Source organism: Mycoplana rhizolycopersici (assembly GCF_013378445.1).
GTDB classification, from domain to species: Bacteria; Pseudomonadota; Alphaproteobacteria; order Rhizobiales; family Rhizobiaceae; genus Mycoplana; species Mycoplana rhizolycopersici.
On record NZ_JABXYK010000006.1, the window covers coordinates 60,775 to 77,202 of the forward strand.

At 63.2% G+C, this 16,428-nt stretch carries 19 protein-coding genes and 1 tRNA gene; 8 read left to right on the forward strand and 12 right to left on the reverse strand.

Translation table 11 applies throughout. From position 1 onward, the window contains the following. Positions 1–28: 28 nt before the first annotated feature. Positions 29–421 (forward strand): DoxX family protein, encoded by a 393-nt coding sequence (locus HV823_RS11265; protein WP_176949824.1) that lies wholly within the window; start codon positions 29–31, stop codon positions 419–421. A gap of 12 nt (positions 422–433) precedes the next feature. Here the strand turns inward: HV823_RS11265 and sugE are convergent, their stop codons facing one another. The 7 genes from sugE to HV823_RS11300 all read right to left on the reverse strand — a co-directional run bounded on the left by sugE (position 434) and on the right by HV823_RS11300 (position 4,994). Further along, positions 434–748: a quaternary ammonium compound efflux SMR transporter SugE gene (sugE, locus tag HV823_RS11270; protein WP_176949825.1), complete on the reverse strand. Its 315-nt coding sequence runs from the start codon at positions 746–748 to the stop codon at positions 434–436. A 185-nt stretch (positions 749–933) separates the two neighbouring features. Next, positions 934–1,767: an S-formylglutathione hydrolase gene (gene fghA / locus HV823_RS11275; protein WP_176949826.1), complete on the reverse strand. Its 834-nt coding sequence runs from the start codon at positions 1,765–1,767 to the stop codon at positions 934–936. A 22-nt stretch (positions 1,768–1,789) separates the two neighbouring features. After that, the gene (locus HV823_RS11280; protein WP_425487654.1) at positions 1,790–2,452 is read right to left on the reverse strand and encodes a DUF1345 domain-containing protein; all 663 of its coding nucleotides are present in this window, start codon (positions 2,450–2,452) and stop codon (positions 1,790–1,792) included. Next, entirely contained in the window at positions 2,449–2,922 is a 474-nt protein-coding gene (locus tag HV823_RS11285) for a YaiI/YqxD family protein (RefSeq protein WP_176949827.1), read from the reverse strand. Before HV823_RS11285 ends, HV823_RS11280 begins: the two co-directional genes overlap by 4 nt. Continuing rightward, complete coding sequence (locus tag HV823_RS11290) at positions 2,919–3,380, reverse strand: GNAT family N-acetyltransferase (protein ID WP_176949828.1); 462 nt, start codon at positions 3,378–3,380, stop codon at positions 2,919–2,921. Before HV823_RS11290 ends, HV823_RS11285 begins: the two co-directional genes overlap by 4 nt. Beyond that, positions 3,377–4,504, reverse strand: a complete 1,128-nt coding sequence (locus tag HV823_RS11295; RefSeq protein ID WP_176949829.1) for an S-(hydroxymethyl)glutathione dehydrogenase/class III alcohol dehydrogenase — start codon at positions 4,502–4,504, stop codon at positions 3,377–3,379. The genes HV823_RS11290 and HV823_RS11295 overlap by 4 nt, the downstream gene beginning before the upstream one ends. A gap of 82 nt (positions 4,505–4,586) precedes the next feature. After that, positions 4,587–4,994 carry a helix-turn-helix domain-containing protein gene (locus HV823_RS11300; RefSeq protein ID WP_176949830.1) on the reverse strand — a complete coding sequence of 136 codons (408 nt, stop codon included), beginning with the start codon at positions 4,992–4,994 and terminating at the stop codon, positions 4,587–4,589. Positions 4,995–5,212: 218 nt separating this feature from the next. On the opposite strand from HV823_RS11300, the gene HV823_RS11305 reads away from it, so the two are divergent. Next, positions 5,213–6,157: a DMT family transporter gene (locus tag HV823_RS11305; protein ID WP_176949831.1), complete on the forward strand. Its 945-nt coding sequence runs from the start codon at positions 5,213–5,215 to the stop codon at positions 6,155–6,157. A 127-nt stretch (positions 6,158–6,284) separates the two neighbouring features. Then, a complete protein-coding gene (locus HV823_RS11310; protein ID WP_176949832.1) occupies positions 6,285–7,559 on the forward strand; it encodes a zinc metalloprotease in 1,275 nt (424 codons plus the stop codon). A 24-nt stretch (positions 7,560–7,583) separates the two neighbouring features. On the opposite strand, the gene lipB is transcribed toward HV823_RS11310, so the two are convergent. Next, positions 7,584–8,300, reverse strand: coding sequence for a lipoyl(octanoyl) transferase LipB (gene lipB / locus HV823_RS11315; RefSeq protein WP_176949833.1), 717 nt, complete (start codon positions 8,298–8,300; stop codon positions 7,584–7,586). Positions 8,301–8,493: 193 nt separating this feature from the next. Here lipB and HV823_RS11320 point away from each other — a divergent pair. Next, positions 8,494–8,578, forward strand: a tRNA-Leu gene (locus HV823_RS11320). 672 nt (positions 8,579–9,250) lie between these two features. Further along, positions 9,251–9,778 carry a tyrosine-protein phosphatase gene (locus HV823_RS11325; protein ID WP_176949834.1) on the forward strand — a complete coding sequence of 176 codons (528 nt, stop codon included), beginning with the start codon at positions 9,251–9,253 and terminating at the stop codon, positions 9,776–9,778. A 66-nt stretch (positions 9,779–9,844) separates the two neighbouring features. Here HV823_RS11325 and HV823_RS11330 read toward each other — a convergent pair whose 3' ends face one another. Beyond that, a complete protein-coding gene (locus tag HV823_RS11330) occupies positions 9,845–10,339 on the reverse strand; it encodes a peptide deformylase (protein WP_176949835.1) in 495 nt (164 codons plus the stop codon). 319 nt (positions 10,340–10,658) lie between these two features. On the opposite strand from HV823_RS11330, the gene mgtE reads away from it, so the two are divergent. Both mgtE and HV823_RS11340 read left to right on the forward strand, forming a co-directional pair. Next, a complete protein-coding gene (gene mgtE, locus HV823_RS11335) occupies positions 10,659–12,089 on the forward strand; it encodes a magnesium transporter (protein ID WP_176949836.1) in 1,431 nt (476 codons plus the stop codon). A gap of 66 nt (positions 12,090–12,155) precedes the next feature. After that, positions 12,156–12,542: a MerR family transcriptional regulator gene (locus tag HV823_RS11340; protein WP_176949837.1), complete on the forward strand. Its 387-nt coding sequence runs from the start codon at positions 12,156–12,158 to the stop codon at positions 12,540–12,542. Positions 12,543–12,591: 49 nt separating this feature from the next. Here HV823_RS11340 and HV823_RS11345 read toward each other — a convergent pair whose 3' ends face one another. From HV823_RS11345 to HV823_RS11355, 3 genes are all read right to left on the reverse strand, one after another. Next, positions 12,592–13,608, reverse strand: a complete 1,017-nt coding sequence (locus HV823_RS11345) for a heparan-alpha-glucosaminide N-acetyltransferase (RefSeq protein ID WP_176949838.1) — start codon at positions 13,606–13,608, stop codon at positions 12,592–12,594. Positions 13,609–13,678: 70 nt separating this feature from the next. After that, on the reverse strand, positions 13,679–14,368 hold the full coding sequence (locus HV823_RS11350) for a DUF599 domain-containing protein (protein WP_176950076.1): 690 nt from the start codon (positions 14,366–14,368) through the stop codon (positions 13,679–13,681). A gap of 222 nt (positions 14,369–14,590) precedes the next feature. After that, the gene (locus HV823_RS11355; protein ID WP_176949839.1) at positions 14,591–14,932 is read right to left on the reverse strand and encodes a hypothetical protein; all 342 of its coding nucleotides are present in this window, start codon (positions 14,930–14,932) and stop codon (positions 14,591–14,593) included. Positions 14,933–15,022: 90 nt separating this feature from the next. On the opposite strand from HV823_RS11355, the gene HV823_RS11360 reads away from it, so the two are divergent. After that, entirely contained in the window at positions 15,023–16,423 is a 1,401-nt protein-coding gene (locus tag HV823_RS11360) for an L-serine ammonia-lyase (RefSeq protein WP_176949840.1), read from the forward strand. Positions 16,424–16,428 lie beyond the last annotated feature (5 nt).

Here is a 16,428-nt window from a genome sequence, read left to right on the forward strand (position 1 = left end):
GGCGGTATGGCCGCGCAGGGAGGTGAGCATGACGATCTCGGAACGCCTTTCCCTCTATCAGCCGCAAGCGCTGGCGGCGTTGCGCATCATGACGGCGCTGCAGTTCATCGAGCACGGCACGCAGAAATTCTTCAATTTTCCGCCTGCGGCCCAGCCTTTCGGCGAGCTGATGAACCTGATCGGGGTTGCGGGCGCGCTGGAAATCGTCGGCGGCGGCCTGGTGCTGATCGGCCTGTTCACCCGACCTGTCGCCTTCGTGTTGTGCGGCTTTATGGCGGTTGCCTATTTCATGGCGCATATGCCGGCGGATTTCTGGCCGGTGAACAATCGCGGCGACGCCGCGATCTCCTTCTGCTTCATTTTCCTCTATCTGGTCTTCGCCGGGCCGGGCGCATTCGCGCTCGACAGCCGGCGAAGCTGAGAGGCTGGACCGTCAGGCTGCGAACTTCAGTCCCATGATGCCGGTGACAATGAGGGCGATGCAGCCGAGACGGATCGCCGTCACGGGCTCGGCGAAAAGCACGATTCCGAGGATGACGGTGCCGACCGTACCGATGCCGGTCCAGACCGCATAGGCCGTGCCCATCGGCAGGTTGCGGACGGCAAGGCCGAGCAGCACTATGCTGACGACCATGGCGGCCACGGTCAGGACGGTGGGAAGGGGCTTGGTGAAGCCTTCGGTATATTTCAGGCCGATGGCCCAGCCGATCTCGAAAAGGCCGGCGAGTGCGAGCAAAATCCAGGACATGTCCTGCTCCGTTTCAAAGGAGCGGGGCCGTCCCCGCGATCGTCACCGCAACGCTTTCGACGTCGCGGCAGCAGCCGTCTGCTGGCCGTCTATATCGCCATCCGCGCGTCGAATGGCAAGAGGCGTCCGCGCAATGCGGTCATGCGCGGGCGCCATGGCCTCTCAATCAAGGCGCGGCAACCGCCTCACGCGAGACGGGCGGCATGCCACTTCAGGTGGTCGTCCATGAAGGTGGAGATGAAGTAGTAGGAATGGTCGTAGCGCTCGTGCATGCGCAGCGTCAGGCCGATGTCGGTGCCCTGGATGGCCTCTTCGAACAGCCAGGGACGCAGGCCGCTTTCGAGGAAACCGTCCGCCTTGCCCTGGTCAATCAGGAATTCCGGGAACCGGGCGCCGTCCTCGACCAGCGCGCAGGCGTCATACTGCCGCCAGGCCGCCCGGTCGGCGCCGAGATATTTTTCGAAGGAGCCGGAGGACCAGTCGGCGGTCGAGGGCTGGACGATCGGGGCGAAGGCCGAGCAGCTCCTGAAACGGTCCGGGTGCTTCAGGGCGATCGTCATCGCGCCGTGACCGCCCATGGAATGGCCGAATATGCCCTGCCGGTCCATGTCGACGCGAAAATGCTGGGCGACGAATGCCGGCAGTTCCTCGGTGATGTAGGTATACATCTGGTAGTGTTCGGCCCAGGGTTTCTCGGTGGCGTCGAGGTAGAAGCCGGCGCCCTTGCCCATCTGCCAGTTGGTCAGTTCGTCGGGGACGTCGTTGCCGCGCGGGCTCGTATCGGGGCAGACGACGATCAGGCCAAGTTCGGCGGCCATGCGGCGATACTCGCCCTTCTCCATGACGTTGGCATGCGTGCAGGTCAGGCCCGAGAGATACCAGAGGACCGGGCAGGGCTCCTCGATCGCTTTCGGCGGAACGAAGACGGCGAACGTCATCTCGCAATTGGTGGAGAGCGCATCATGGGCAAACACGCCCTGCATGCCGCCGAAGGCCTGGTTCTGGGAAAGGACTTTCATGGGAGCTCCGAAATGTTGGTAGTCACGAGGCGAGTGCCACCGCCGCATTGACGGCGGCCGCGACCAGCACGGTGTTGAAGAAGAAGGAAACGATCGCGTGCATGAGATTGAGCTTGCGCATCTCGGTCGTGGTGACGGCGACGTCCGAGGTCTGGGCGGTCATGCCGACGACGAAACCGAAATAGAGAAAATCGTAGATGCCGGGCGAAACAGTCTGCGGAAAATCGAATCCGCGCTGTGCCGGTTCCAGTTTGCGACCGCCGTGCGGGCGCCAGTACATGTGCGCGTAATGGACGGACGCCATGGTGTGGATGGTGAACCAGCCGAGCACCACCGAGGTGAAGGAAATGCCGACATCCAGCGGATCGAGCGCGTCGGCCTCGTTGAGAACGACGAAGAGGGAGGCAAGCGAGATGGCGAAAGCGCCGATCGTCACCGCCAGGATGATGGGAGCCGGTGCGTCGCTGTCCAGCGCATGGTTACGCAGATAGGCGCCCGTCAGAACGGGCAGGCGCCGCGCGATCAATGCGAGGTACAGCGTGAAGAAGGTGATCGCGGCGAGTTGCGGGGCGACCACCGCGCGCAGCCAGAGTGCTACCGGCAGGACGCAGAGTGCCGCAATCGCGGCGATGTAGAAGGGGCGGTGACGACCGTGGGCGGTCGGGGAGACGGGCGCCGCGCTCACGGTTGCCCGCTTTCCTGACTGCTGCCCCGGGCTGATTTGGCGCGGCGGCAAAGCCGTTCCAGCGTCTCCAGGAAGGCCGAACGGTCGCGCGGCGAGAAGGCAGCGTTGTAGCCCTTGCTCTCGCCGGTTTCGCGCAGGTGCTGGCCGAGGTCGCGCATGGCGGTCGCCATGCCGATGTTGGTCTTGTCGAACAGCCGTCCGGTCGGCCCGGTCACGAGTGCGTCCTTGCCGACGCAGCGCCCCGCGAGCGGAACGTCGGCCGTCACGACGATGTCGCCGGCCTGTACGTGCTCGACGATCCAGTCGTCGGCCGCATCGAAGCTGCCGGAGACGATGACGTTCTTCACCATCGGATCGCGCGAGGGCCGCAAGCCGGAATTGGCGACGAACGTCACTTCCAGGCCGTGGCGTTCCGCGACCTTGAGAATTTCCGGTTTCACCGGACAGGCATCTGCATCGACGTAGATCACTGAACGGGCCTCAACATGTCGACGTGTGGGATGCCGTCTTCCAGATATTCCGGGGAGATCGGCTCGAAGCCGAAGGAGGCGTAGAAGCGCTGGAGATGGCTCTGGGCCGACAGCTCGATCGCCTCGTTCGGATAGGCCTTCTGGCACTCCCCGACTGCTTCGCGCATCAGCGCTTCGCCAAGCCGTCTTCCCCGATGGTCGGGCGAGACGGCGACGCGGCCGATGCGGGGATGGGCGTCCGGCGTCGGCCGCCAGAGGCGGGCGCAGGCAAGGAGCTCGTCCCCGTCCAGCAGGCGAAGATGAAGGCACGCCGGATCGTTGCCGTCGAGCTCGGGATAGGGGCAGTTCTGCTCGACGACGAAGACGTCCACCCGCAATTTCAGCATGGCATAGAGATCGCGTGCGGAGAACGCGTCGAGCCTCCGCACGTCGACCTTATAGGGCAGGGTGGCCGTCAATAGACGACGACTCCGCGGATGCTCTCGCCCTTGTGCATCAGCTCGAAACCGTGGTTGATGTCTTCGAGCGGCATGGTGTGGGTGATCATCGGATCGATCTGGATCTTGCCCTCCATGTACCAGTCGACGATCTTGGGCACGTCGGTACGGCCGCGTGCGCCGCCGAATGCCGTGCCCATCCAGTTGCGGCCGGTCACGAGCTGGAACGGGCGCGTCGAGATTTCCTGGCCGGCGCCGGCGACGCCGATGATGACCGACTTGCCCCAGCCGCGATGGCTGGCTTCGAGCGCCTGGCGCATGACCTTGGTATTGCCGGTGCAGTCGAAGGTGTAGTCGGCGCCGCCGATCAGGTCGCCGTTGCGCTTCGTCATGTTGACGAGATAGGGCACGATGTCGTCGCCGACCTCCTTCGGGTTGACGAAGTGCGTCATGCCGAACTTCTCGCCCCATGCCTTGCGGTCCGGATTGATGTCGACGCCGATGATCATGTCGGCGCCGGCAAGGCGCAGGCCCTGCAGGACGTTCAGGCCGATGCCGCCGAGGCCGAAGACAATCGCGGTGGAGCCAATCTCGACCTTGGCGGTGTTGATGACCGCGCCGATGCCGGTCGTGACACCGCAGCCGATGTAGCAGATCTTGTCGAAAGGCGCGTCCGGGTTGACCTTGGCGAGCGCGATCTCCGGCAGCACCGTGTAATTGGCGAAGGTCGAGCAGCCCATGTAGTGGTGGATCTTGTCCTTGCCGATCGAGAAGCGGCTCGTGCCGTCCGGCATCAGGCCCTGGCCCTGGGTGGCGCGGATCGAGGTGCAGAGGTTGGTCTTGCGCGACAGGCAGGAATAGCACTCGCGGCATTCCGGCGTGTAGAGCGGGATGACGTGGTCGCCCTTCTTGACCGAGGTGACGCCGGGGCCGACATCGACCACGATGCCCGCGCCTTCATGGCCGAGGATTGCCGGAAACAGGCCTTCGGGATCGGCGCCGGACAGGGTGAAGTCGTCGGTGTGGCAGATGCCGGTGGCCTTGACCTCGATCAGCACTTCGCCGGCCTTCGGGCCGTTCAGTTGTACGGTCATGACTTCCAGCGGCTTGCCCGCCTGAACGGCGACGGCGGCGCGTACGTCCATGATTTTTCTCCTTATATGACGATGGAATCTCTCGGGCGCGGACCATCGCAGAGCGCAGGCGGCTACTCAAGTCCGATATTGATCAATCTTCCTTGTGGCGGCTGCGCATCGCGAGACTGGCAATCTCGGCCTCGAGGGCTTCGATCGCGCGGCCGGTCTGCTCGTGAAGCATGCGGATCTGGTTCAGCTGCTCCAGCAACGGCTTCGCCAGCTCGTCGTTTGGCGATGGCGCATCGCCAATGCCTGCGATCAGCCAGGACGGCGATACTCCCAGCACGCCGGCCAGCATGAACAGCGCGCTCGTGCGGGGTTCGGCGTGGTCCCGCTCCCAGCTGCCGACGGTGTCTTCGGGAAGCCCGAGACGGGCCGCCAGTTCGGCGAGTGACATGTCCAGCGCATCGCGCGCATGCCAGATGCGGCCGCCAAGCGTGTCGCCGTCGGCGCGACGGGAACGAAAGGGAATGGGCCGGTCGTCGCCGGAATTTGCCATGACGGCCTCCGTTGTCGTTGCGGCAAGCTTACGGGGCGGCTCTTTGCATTTCTACCCCAATTGCGTCGCCCGCGGCACAGGCCCCGACGAAGGCCCTTCAAAAACCGGGGCTTGACCGCGCAGTAGCCGGTGCTGTTGAAGAGCGCAGTAAGCGGGCGAACGATTGCGACCGCGCTGACACCGCCGCCGGCCGGAGCGGCACTTTCTGGAAATTCTACATGCAGACGTCCACGGCGGATCATTTCAGGCAGCACATCATGCAGGGCATGGGGCTGATGGCATTCGCCATGATCATCCTGCCTGGCATGGATGCGATCGCCAAATACCTGTCGAACTATGGCGGCATGTCGCCGGGACAGGTGACGTTCTACCGCTTCTTCTTCCAGCTCGTCTGTACGCTGCCGCTGCTGCTGACCGTCATGGGACGGGATGCCTTCCGGGCGAAGCGCCCCTGGCTCAACATCCTGCGCGGGGTGCTGCACGGAGCGGCGAGCCTGCTCTTCTTCATTGCGGTGAAATACATGCCGCTGGCGGACGTCTTCGCCATCTACTTCGTCGAACCCTTCATCCTGACGGCGATGTCGGCGATCTTTCTCGGGGAGAAGGTCGGCTGGCGCCGCTGGCTTGCGATCGTGGTCGGTTTCGGCGGAGCGCTGATCGTCATCCAGCCGAGCTTCGCCGTCTTCGGCTTCACCTCCCTGCTGCCGGTCGCCTGCGCGTTTCTCTATGCCGTCTACATGTTCCTCAACCGCGCCGTCGGGGAAGGGGATTCGCCGCTGACGATGCAGACGATCTCCGGTTTCGGCGGCATGATGTTCATGGCGGGGGCGCTTGCGGTGGGCAATCTCGGCGGCGCGGAGGATTTTGCGGTCTCCCTGCCGGATTCGCCGTTCACGCTGGCGCTGCTGCTGATCCTGGGCTCGCTGTCAGGCTACGCGCATCTGCTCGTGGTGAGAGCCTTCCGGCTGGCGCCGCTGTCGCTTTTGGCGCCGTTCCAGTATTTCGAGATCATCTCGGCGACGATCCTCGGTTATGCCCTGTTCGGCGATTTCCCCAATGTATGGAAATGGGTCGGCATCGCCATCATCGTCGCCTCCGGTCTCTTCATCATCTGGCGCGAACAGAGGGCGGCCCGGACGCGGGAGACTGCCGCGGCCGGCTGATTGCCGTATCGTTACGGCACAGAACCACGCGCCAAGGCCTACAACGCGCCACGGATGGCGCGGCGCTTTCTTAAGATTTCCGCATTAGCGTGATCGCGGGGGCAATCGGGCGGAATGGAGCGTGTCCGTGTCGACGACCTTATCCGTGATCATCCTGCTGACGATCAATCTCGGTCTCGTCTGGCTGCTGATGGCAGCCCCGCTCGGTCGGCGGACACTACGGCTGCACCGGAAATTCGAGGCCGAACCGATGAGGGTCTGGTCGGCGGTCTTTCCGCTCGGGCCGCATGCCGACTGGCACCATGCCGTTCTGTCCAGCGAGCGTATCGGTTCCGGCCGCGTCAGGCAGGCCTTTGACCATCTCGACCGGAGGGGGCAGCCGATAGAGCGCACCCTCGAGGTGAAGGACGTGTCGGCTCATGCGGGAACCCGTATGGGCTTCATGGCCCGCGTCATAGACGACAGCGCGCTCGACGCTTCATTCTGGCGTCATTTCCAGGACCGGCGCTCCGTGTCGGCTGCGGCCGCAGGCGGCAGTCTTTTAACCGTCGAGCAAAGTGATCGGTATCGGGGCATTGCCTTTCTGCTCTACCGCTATTTTGCGCTGCGGCGCGAGATCGGCGCGCTGGAGCAATGGCTGAACCAGGGGCGATCGGAACCGAATGGCCTCTTCGAACGGCCTGTTGTGCAGGCATCGCTGGCCGTTCTGTCCACGCTTCTTCTGTGGCCCTTCTTCGGGCTCGACGTCTACGGGCTGATGCTGTCTTCCATGCTGACGGCGGTCATCGTCCTGCATGAATTCGGGCACATGGCTGCCTACCGGGCGTTCGGCCATCGTCGGGTGCGGATGATCTTTGTTCCGCTTCTGGGCGGCATGGCGATTGGCGGGCGTCCCTACAATTCCACCTATGAGGTGGCTTTCTGCGCGCTGATGGGGGCAGGGGTCTCGGCGCTGCTTGTGCCTCTCGTGGTGATGATCGAGCGACTGCTGGCGCAATCATCGGGCGCGGCGGCGGGCTTCGCCAATCCGGTCCTGGTGTTTCTCGTCATTCTCGGGGCATTCAATCTCTTGAACCTGCTGCCGATGCAGCGGTTCGATGGCGGCCAGGTGCTTCGGCAGGTCTTTTCCTCACGTCGCACGCTGGCCATGGCGAGCTTCGGCGTGGCACTGGCCGTGCTGGGCGTCGGCTGGCGCATCGGCCTGCCGACGCCGGCACTCATTGCGGGGCTGGCCGTATTCACCCTGCTCAGCATGCTAGGACGCGGCAGCAGTGTCCGGCCGCGTCATGCACTGGTGCCGATGACCGGCAGCCAGCGTCTGGTGGCTGGATGCGGCCTCTATGCCGCTGTCCTTATCCATGGCCATGCGATCGTCTACGCCTGCGACCGGCTCTTCGGCTGAGACCGCGCGTATGCAGTGGTGGAATCAGTCGATCGCAGCCACTGGGCCGAACACTTTCCGGAAGGACGCCTTCAGACAGAGGTCGGCATCGTCCATCGTCACCGGCAGGCCGAGGTCGACGAGACTGGTGACGCCATAGCCGCGGATGCCGCAGGGAACGATCCCGCTGAAATGCTCGAGGTCCGGATCGACGTTCAACGACAGGCCGTGAAAACTGACCCAGCGGCGGAGGCGTATGCCGATCGCCGCGATCTTGTCTTCGGCCGGCGAGCCGTCGGGCAGCGCCGGGCGTTCCGGACGGCGAACCCAGACCCCGACACGGTCCTCCCGACGTTCGCCGCGGACGTTCATCTGCTCAAGGGCGTCGATCACAACGTCCTCCAGTGCGGCTACGAAGGCGCGCACGTCCTGGCGACGGCGCTTGAGATCGAGCATCACATAGGCCACGCGCTGGCCTGGGCCATGATAGGTGTATTCCCCGCCGCGACCGGTGTCGAAGACGGGAAAACGGTTGGGATCGACGAGATCGACGACATCGGCGCTCGTTCCGGCGGTGTAGAGCGGGGGGTGCTCGACGAGCCAGACGAGTTCGTCGGCTTCGCCGGCAGCGATCGCTGCTGCTTCGCGCTCCATCGTCTCGACGGCGACGTCGTAGGGCACGAGGCCCTGCTCCACCCGCCAGCGGATCGGCGGCGAGCCCGGAACGGCGAGCATGGATTTTTCGAGTTCGGCGCGCTGCATATGGCAATCCCTTCGATATTCCTCTGCCAATATAGGCGGGATGATGCAAGGATTTCAGGGGGGAAACGAGCTGTTCACAGGGGCTGTTGAAATTGTTGTTTTTCTCGTCAGATTTCTGTCGCAATGGCCTTGTGCACCCAAAATGCTTTTGCTACATGCACCCCCGTCGGCGCAAGTTGACACCTACCACGATGCGGTCGTGGCGGAATTGGTAGACGCGCAGCGTTGAGGTCGCTGTGGGGCAACCCGTGGAAGTTCGAGTCTTCTCGACCGCACCAAGAACCCGGCTTCGGCCGGGTTTTTTGTTTTCTATCAACAGTTTCCGATGCCTGTGCACTATTGCCTCCGCGGATCGGATCCCTGTCGAAAGAATGCCGAAGGCGAGGAGCCTGCAATATACCGGCAACACGGATGCCGCTCGACGCCGGCCTGCAATCGAAACTTTTAAGTCTGCCTAAGGGGTAAAAGAAAGCCCCGCTGAATGCGGGGCAATTGGGCTCCTCCACGGAAGCCTTAGAGGGGAACAGCGCCCAAGTGGGCGGCCACAAAAAGGTACGCGAAGCGTGCCGGGCACGAAAGTGCTAGAATTAGCCTCATCGGGATCAGGGAGGTAGGGACAGGAAGCGACCGGCATTCGGGGCTTTTCCGGTCGCTTGCCTGTCGTCAAGTCCGAGACTGGCTGAGCCCCAACGTGGCATGCGCCTGGATAGGGTGGGCAAAAAGAAAGCCCGCCGAGGCGGGCCAATTCCGGGAGTGGCGCGTACGCTATACCTTAGTCGCGCCTGCAACAATCTTAGGCGGATAGAGTAAATTTCCGGTAAAGCGCTGAAAAAAGCACCGTTCAGATCAGTGTCAGACAATTCGCGCATTCATTTCGCCGTACTCAACAGAGTGAGCGAAGACGGATGCGGTTGGCACGTAGATCTCTGCTATGGATTGCCGGTACCTGTATGTTCGCAGTCGGTGGTTCCGGCGTCTATGCCGGCTATCTTCAGATGGTCGGGAATTTTCATACGGTCATCGAGGATGAATTGTACCGCTCGGCGCAGCCAAATGCGGCGCAGCTGGCTTCTTATGTCCGCTTGCACGGCATAAAGACGATCATCAATTTGCGGGGAGAGGATGCGGGTGCTGCCTGGTATGAAAGCGAACTGGCCACGGCACGACGGCTGGGGGTCGAGCATATCGACTACCGCATGTCCGCCTCGAGGAAGCTGACGCCGGCCCGGGCGGACGAAATGGTCGCGATCATGGCCGCAGCGTCGAAACCTATCCTCGTTCACTGTCAGGCCGGATCGGACCGGACGGGGCTTGTGTCCGCACTCTACAGCTACCGTGTCGCGGGACGGAGCGAGGACTGGTCGGAGCGGCAGCTATCCTTCTTCTTCGGCCACGTGGGCATTCCACACATCTCTTCGGCCTATGCCATGGATGCAAGCTGGGAAACCATCGAGGATCACTATCGTCCCAAGGGATAGCAGCGGCGGTGGCGTGAGGGCGCGGGGGCAAGACGGTCAACGTGGCTGCAGTCACAAGCCTCCGTCCTACGCCTGCATCTTGCGGAACTTCTTGATGATGCGTTCGCGTTTCAGCCGCGACAGCCGCTCGATCCAGAATATGCCGTCCAGCTGGTCGATTTCGTGCTGAAGGCAGACGGCGAGCAGGCCGTCTGTCTCTTCGACGTCGGAATTTCCGGAAAGATCCTGATAGCGAATGCGAATGCGGGCCGACCGCTCTACGTCCTCCGTCACGCCGGGCATGGAGACGCTGCCTTCCGCATGTCTGCGCATCTCGGCGGAGCTCCATTCAACAACAGGATTGACGTAGACGCGCGTCGACGACGGGCCGTCGAGTTCTATTACCGTCATCCGCAGCAACTCGCCGACATGGGCCGCGGTGATGCCGATGCCGGGGGCCGCGCGCATCGTCTCCGCCAGGTCGCTGGCGAGCGCCGCAAGGCTTTCGTCGAAGCGTTCGACGGCACGGCAGGGCGTTCGCAGCCTTTCGTCGGGAAAACGTACGATGGGGCGGATCGGCATGGCGGACTCCAGATGCAGTTTGGCAGCGCAGTAGCGACTTGCAGGGCCTTTGCAAAGGTCTGCCCGGCAATGCCGATGGCCGTGCCCGTCCCGCGCCCCCCGAAACGCAACAGTCAGAGAAATTTACACGACGTGCCGGGTGAAATGCGGTCGCTGGCTGTGGACCATGTCAGAGGTTTCGGCTAGCACGATTTCGGTCGGAAGGGGCGGGAATCTCATGCCCGGTCCGACAGGCGGCATCACAATTCCATTCTCTGTCCTGTCCTTGTGTCCTTGAACGGAAGCTTGGCCGGGGATGCATTTTCGAGGAGCGGCTCGGATGACGGACACCGGCGAAGACGATCGCGAGCGCGCCCGGGCTGCCGAAGGGAGTGCCGTAGATAGCGACGACATCTATGCGCCGGACGGCTCCGTCCGCTCCGATTTCCTCATGCAGGTCGGCGCTGCGATCGCCGACCGCGACACGCTTTTTCTGCGCCGCCATGTCGCCAAGCTGCACGAATCGGAAATGGGCGACCTGCTGGAGGCAATCCAGCCCGAGCAGCGGCGGGCGCTCGTGTCGCTGCTGGGCGAGGAGTTCGACCTTGCCGCGCTGACCGAGGTCGACGAGGCGATCCGTCTCGACATCGTCGAGCACCTTCCCAACGAGCAGATTGCCGCGGCAATCGGCGAGATGGATTCGGATGACGCCGTCTACATCCTCGAAGACCTCGACCAGGAGGATCGGGAAGAGATCCTCGCCAAGCTGCCGTTCACCGAGCGGATCCGCCTGCGCCGGTCGCTGGACTACCCCGAGAGCACGGCGGGCCGGCGCATGCGCTCGGAATTCGTGGCTGTGCCGCCGTTCTGGACGATCGGCCAGACAATCGACTACATGCGCGAGGACGAGGACCTACCCGACAGCTTCACCGAAATCTTCGTGATCGATCCGACTTTCCGCCTGCTCGGCGTGGTTGAGCTCGACCGCATGCTGCGCTCCAAGCGCGAGGTCAAGGTCGAGGCGATCATGCGCCAGACCAGCCATCCGATCCCGGCTTTGATGGATCAGGAGGAGGCAGCTCAGCTTTTCGAGCAGTACGACCTGCTGTCGGCCGCCGTCGTCGACGAGAACGGCCGGCTTGTGGGCGTGCTGACGATCGACGACATGGTGGACGTCATCCAGGAAGAGGCCGAGGAAGACCTGATGCGCCTCGGCGGCGTCGGCGACGAGGAACTGTCGGACACGGTGCTGGAGACTTCGCGTTCGCGCGTGCCTTGGCTGCTCGTCAATCTCTTCACAGCCTCGATCGCCGCGTCCGTCATCTCGCTGTTCGAGGCGACGATCGAGGAAATCGTGGCGCTGGCGATCCTCATGCCGATCGTGGCGGGCATGGGCGGAAACGCCGGATCGCAGACGATGACCGTGACCGTGCGGGCGCTTGCTACGCGCAATCTCGACATTCACAATGCCTGGCGCGTCGTGCGCCGCGAGGCCGGCGTCGGGCTTTTGAACGGCGTCCTGTGCGGCGTTCTGATCGGATGCGTCGCAGGCCTGTGGTTCCATGATCCGAATATCGGCGGCATCATCGCAACCGCTATGCTGATCAACATGATGGCAGCGGCGCTGGCCGGGATCATGATCCCGCTGGTGCTGGATAAGGTGGGGGCCGATCCCGCGGTATCGTCTGCCGTCTTCGTGACAGCAGTGACCGATACGACCGGATTCTTCTCGTTTCTCGGCCTTGCGACCTGGTGGTTCTCGATCTCATAGCTGAGAAAATTGACTTTCACGTAAAAGTCAATAAAATTGACGCCACCCGAAAGCACCGGAGTCGGCGTGGAAAAGTACTATACCATAACGGAATTGACCCGCGAATTCGGGGTCTCGACGCGGACCCTGCGGTTCTATGAGGACGAGGGGCTCATTCATCCCGAACGGCGCGGCCGTACACGGCTGTTCCGGCCGGCCGATCGTCACCTGATCAAGGAAATCCTGCGCGGTCGCCGCATCGGCTTCACCATCTCGGAAATCCGCGAGATCATCCAGGTTTACAAGGACCCGCCCGGCGAGATCGGCCAGTTGCAGATGCTGATGCAGAAGGTGGTCGAGAAACGCGACGACCTACGGCAAAAGCGCCGCGATATCGACGAGACGCTCGCCGAGCTCGACAATGTCGAGGAAGCCTGCCTGACGCGCCTGGCGGAAATCGGCGTCGGCACCTGAACCTTACAACGAGCAACGGCCGACATTGCCGGGCATGACCCGGCGCCGGCTATTGCGGCGACGGTGCGTCTGAAAAGGCGCGCGCCGTGCATTGCTGCGAAAGCTCGGCGATGCGTTCGTCCGTCTGGACGTTGAGCGTGCCGGCGTTCAGGGCGTCGAACAGGTTTCTGCTCTGGAGTTCACTGATCGTGCAGTCGCAGAAGCTTTTGCAGAAGGGGGCGTCCGTATCGACACTGCAGGCTGCAACGCAACTGCGGCGATAGCTTTCGACGGGATCGGGCTTCGGTGGCGGCGCGACTTGTGTCGCAAGATAGACGAGCGCAATCAGCAACGGCTGGTGAATGAGATAGACCGCCAGGCTATGTCGGCCCGCCATGGCAAAGAGGGAAGTCGTCCTGCCGGGCGCCCGTGTCGCAGGGCCTGTTGACACCTTCGCCGCGCGCGCGATCCATAGCCGGGAAACGGTGATACCGAGCAGGAAAGCGCCGAACCAGGGCAGCAGCGGCACGTAGTCGTTGGAACGCGGCGCCGTTTCCGATAGTCCCACCCACCACAGTGCGGGAATGTTGAAAAGTTCTGAGCGAAGGAATTGCGGGGCTGCGAATGCCGCGGCCGCGACCATCGGCAGCACAACAAGCGGCAGCCGGAGGAAAAACAGGCCAAGCAGGCTTGCAAGGGCTATGTGGTGAAGGATCCCGAAGAAGATGAAGGTACTCGGGAAGATGAAATAGGTTGCGGTCGTGATCAGCAACGCGGCGGCGGCGATTCGGCCGAATCGGTGCCAGAACGGGCGCCAGCGGATGGCGTTGCGATGCCCGAGCGCGAGGCTGAAGCCGGCGAGGAAGATGAAGCTGCCGGCGATCAACCGGGCAAAGATGCGCCAGCCGCCGGTGGCGGCCGTGCCAGGGGCTATGTAGCCGAAATAGTCCAGATCCCAGGTGAAATGATAGATCGCCATGGCGAGCAGCGCCACGCCACGGGCCGCATCAAGCCAGGCCAGCCGCTGCTTTGTGGGCGCGGTGCCCTCCGCTGATGCAGCCGCCTTGTCCGAAAATTCTTGGGTCATGGTGCGGTATTTCGCAATTCTGGCTGGCCGAGCGTCCTTGCTTTCGGCGGATGGGTGCAGGTGGCTCGAACTAATCGTTGGCTTCCAGGACCGTCAGCCGCGCCTCCGAATAGAACTGGCGGCGTATGAGCACGAAGGTGATGAAGCAGGTCGTCAGCATGAACAGGTAGGGGCTGACGAACCAGCCGAGATAGCCGATCGACAGGAAAATCGCCCGCAGGCCGGCGTTGAAGTGCTTGGCGGCCAGGATGTTCATGCGGATGACCTTGTCGGCGGCCAGATCGGCGGCGGCGGGGTCCTTGTGGACGTCGCCGGCCATGGGAACGGCGCCGAGCAGGATGGTGCAGTAGTTGAAAAGCCGGTAGGACCAGCCGAACTTGAAGAAGGCGTAGCCGAAGATGCCGGCCAGGCCGCCGACCTTCAGTTCGAAGCCCGCGCGCCCGGCCTGGAACACCAGCGGCAGGTCGCCGAAGATCATGAAGACCTTCTCCGTCGCGCCCAGAAGCGCAAAGCAGCCGCCGAGCGCGAGGATCGAGGTGGAGGCGAAGAAGGCGGTGCCGTTCTGCAGCCCGGACATGATCTGCGTATCGATCATCCTCAGGTCGCGGCGCATGGCATTGCGGATCCAGGCCGCGCGCTGCGCATTCATCGCGCGCGTCAGGCTGACCCGGTTCAGAAAACGCCTCTTGTCGGTGATCCAGGCGTAGCCCAGCCACAACAGGATGAAGACGACGAAGGCGATCGGATCGACGATGGACATGGATTCGTGATTTGCCACGGATTGCGCGTTTTGGAAACCGCTTCCGCGTTAAGCCCCTTGTCATCCGCCGTTCAGACTGCCGGCATTTGTGTGGCGGGCAGGTAAGCGCCTTGCGCATACCCAGCATGCTAACATATTGATATTGCTTGATCGCGTCTCCGGGGGCGACACGGTTGTCCCGGCTGGCGCCACGCTTTTGCCATCTTTGCTGTTGCGCCTTCATCATTTCTTCACTAAAGAGGGCCGGCGCGGGCGGATATTTTTGCCGGCGACGATCGTTTTTCTCTTGGGGAAATCATGGAAAGTACCGCTCAGAAGGCCTGCTGGGGCCTCACATGCCGCATGGTCATCGCATTTGCAGGCTTTTTTGCCCTGGTCTATCTTTTCGGGGGCGCATGAGACCAAGATCTCGTGACTAAACAAAAACGGCGCGCCGCTCCCAGGCGCGCCGTTTTTGTTTTCGGAGTTTCCTACGCGGGCGAGATGTCGCAGAAGCAAAACAGGATGTCGGGCCGCCGCCGTATGCGCCTTGCGGTATGACGTAGCTTCGACCACATATTCCATATGCTGCCGCAAGCGGGGCCAGCCATTTGGCGGGCGTTCGGGCGGCGCGGTCGCACTCCACGCGGGTGCAGGTATTGGCAGGTCCAGCGCATGTTTCTCTCGGTCTTCGACGTCTTCAAGATCGGTATCGGCCCGTCGAGTTCCCACACCATGGGACCCATGTCGGCGGCGAACCGCTTCCTGGACCTGATCCTGTCGCCAGACTGGCCGCGTCCGGCGGGATCGGCAGTCGCCGCCATCAAAATGAGCCTGCACGGCTCTCTCGCCTATACCGGGGTCGGCCATGGCTCCGACCGCGCGGTCATCCTGGGGCTGATGGGCGAGCGGCCCGACCTCGTCAATCCGGATCGTATGGACGAGATCGTGGCGGAGGTGGAACGCACCGGCCGCATCACGCCGCCCGGGCACCCGTCCTACGCCTTCCAGCCGAAGAGCGACCTCATCTTCGACAGGAAGACGCCGTTGCCGGGGCATGCGAACGGCATGACCTTTTCGGCCCATGATCGCGACGACCGGCTCCTTTTGAAGCGGATCTACTATTCCGTCGGCGGCGGCTTTGTCGTGACCGATACGGAACTCGAGGCGATGCGGGCGACGAAGGCCCAGGCCGGCGAGCGCAAGGTGCCGTACCCGTTCGCCACCGCCAGGGAAATGCTCGAGATGGCGCAGCGATCCGGCCTGACGATCGCGCAGATGAAGCGCGCGAACGAAGAGACCGCGATGTCGCGCGAGGAACTCGATGCCGGGCTCGACCGGATCTGGGCGGCCATGACAGGCTGCATCGATCGCGGCCTGCAGGGCGAGGGCATCATGCCCGGCGGCCTGAAGGTCAAGCGCCGCGCCCGCATGATCCACGACAAGCTGCAGGCGGAGTGGCGATCGAACAAGGTCAATCCGCTGCTCGCCAATGACTGGCTGAGCGTTTACGCCATGGCCGTCAACGAGGAGAACGCCGCTGGCGGGCGGGTGGTGACCTCGCCGACCAACGGCGCGGCTGGCGTCGTGCCGGCGACGATCCGCTACTATCTGCATTTCCACGAAGACGCCGACGCCGACGGTATTCGCGACTATCTGCTCACCGCCGCAGCGGTCGGCGGCATCATCAAGCACAATGCCTCCATTTCCGGTGCCGAGGTCGGCTGTCAGGGCGAGGTCGGCTCGGCATCGGCCATGGCGGCAGCGGGGCTTGCAGCCGTGATGGGCGGCAGCCCGGAGCAGATTGAGAATGCCGCCGAAATCGCACTCGAACATCATCTGGGCATGACCTGCGACCCGGTCGCCGGTCTCGTGCAGGTTCCCTGTATCGAGCGCAACGCGCTTGGCGCAGTCAAGGCGGTCACGGCGGCGTCTCTCGCGATCAAGGGCGATGGCACCCATTTCGTGCCGCTTGACGCCTGTATCGAGACGATGCGGCAGACCGGCGTCGACATGAACGAAAAATACAAGGAGACGTCGACCGGCGGCCTCGCCGTCAACGTCGTCGAATGTTGATGCTG

Coding starts and splice junctions, on each gene's coding strand:
- HV823_RS11265 (WP_176949824.1), top strand. CDS start 29: ATGACGATCTCGGAACGCCTTTCCCTCTATCAGCCGCAAGCGCTGGCG.
- sugE (WP_176949825.1), bottom strand. CDS start 748: ATGTCCTGGATTTTGCTCGCACTCGCCGGCCTTTTCGAGATCGGCTGG.
- fghA (WP_176949826.1), bottom strand. CDS start 1,767: ATGAAAGTCCTTTCCCAGAACCAGGCCTTCGGCGGCATGCAGGGCGTG.
- HV823_RS11295 (WP_176949829.1), bottom strand. CDS start 4,504: ATGGACGTACGCGCCGCCGTCGCCGTTCAGGCGGGCAAGCCGCTGGAA.
- HV823_RS11300 (WP_176949830.1), bottom strand. CDS start 4,994: ATGGCAAATTCCGGCGACGACCGGCCCATTCCCTTTCGTTCCCGTCGC.
- HV823_RS11305 (WP_176949831.1), top strand. CDS start 5,213: ATGCAGACGTCCACGGCGGATCATTTCAGGCAGCACATCATGCAGGGC.
- lipB (WP_176949833.1), bottom strand. CDS start 8,300: ATGCAGCGCGCCGAACTCGAAAAATCCATGCTCGCCGTTCCGGGCTCG.
- HV823_RS11325 (WP_176949834.1), top strand. CDS start 9,251: ATGTTCGCAGTCGGTGGTTCCGGCGTCTATGCCGGCTATCTTCAGATG.
- HV823_RS11330 (WP_176949835.1), bottom strand. CDS start 10,339: ATGCCGATCCGCCCCATCGTACGTTTTCCCGACGAAAGGCTGCGAACG.
- mgtE (WP_176949836.1), top strand. CDS start 10,659: ATGACGGACACCGGCGAAGACGATCGCGAGCGCGCCCGGGCTGCCGAA.
- HV823_RS11345 (WP_176949838.1), bottom strand. CDS start 13,608: ATGACCCAAGAATTTTCGGACAAGGCGGCTGCATCAGCGGAGGGCACC.
- HV823_RS11350 (WP_176950076.1), bottom strand. CDS start 14,368: ATGTCCATCGTCGATCCGATCGCCTTCGTCGTCTTCATCCTGTTGTGG.
- HV823_RS11355 (WP_176949839.1), bottom strand. CDS start 14,932: ATGGAATATGTGGTCGAAGCTACGTCATACCGCAAGGCGCATACGGCG.
- HV823_RS11360 (WP_176949840.1), top strand. CDS start 15,023: ATGTTTCTCTCGGTCTTCGACGTCTTCAAGATCGGTATCGGCCCGTCG.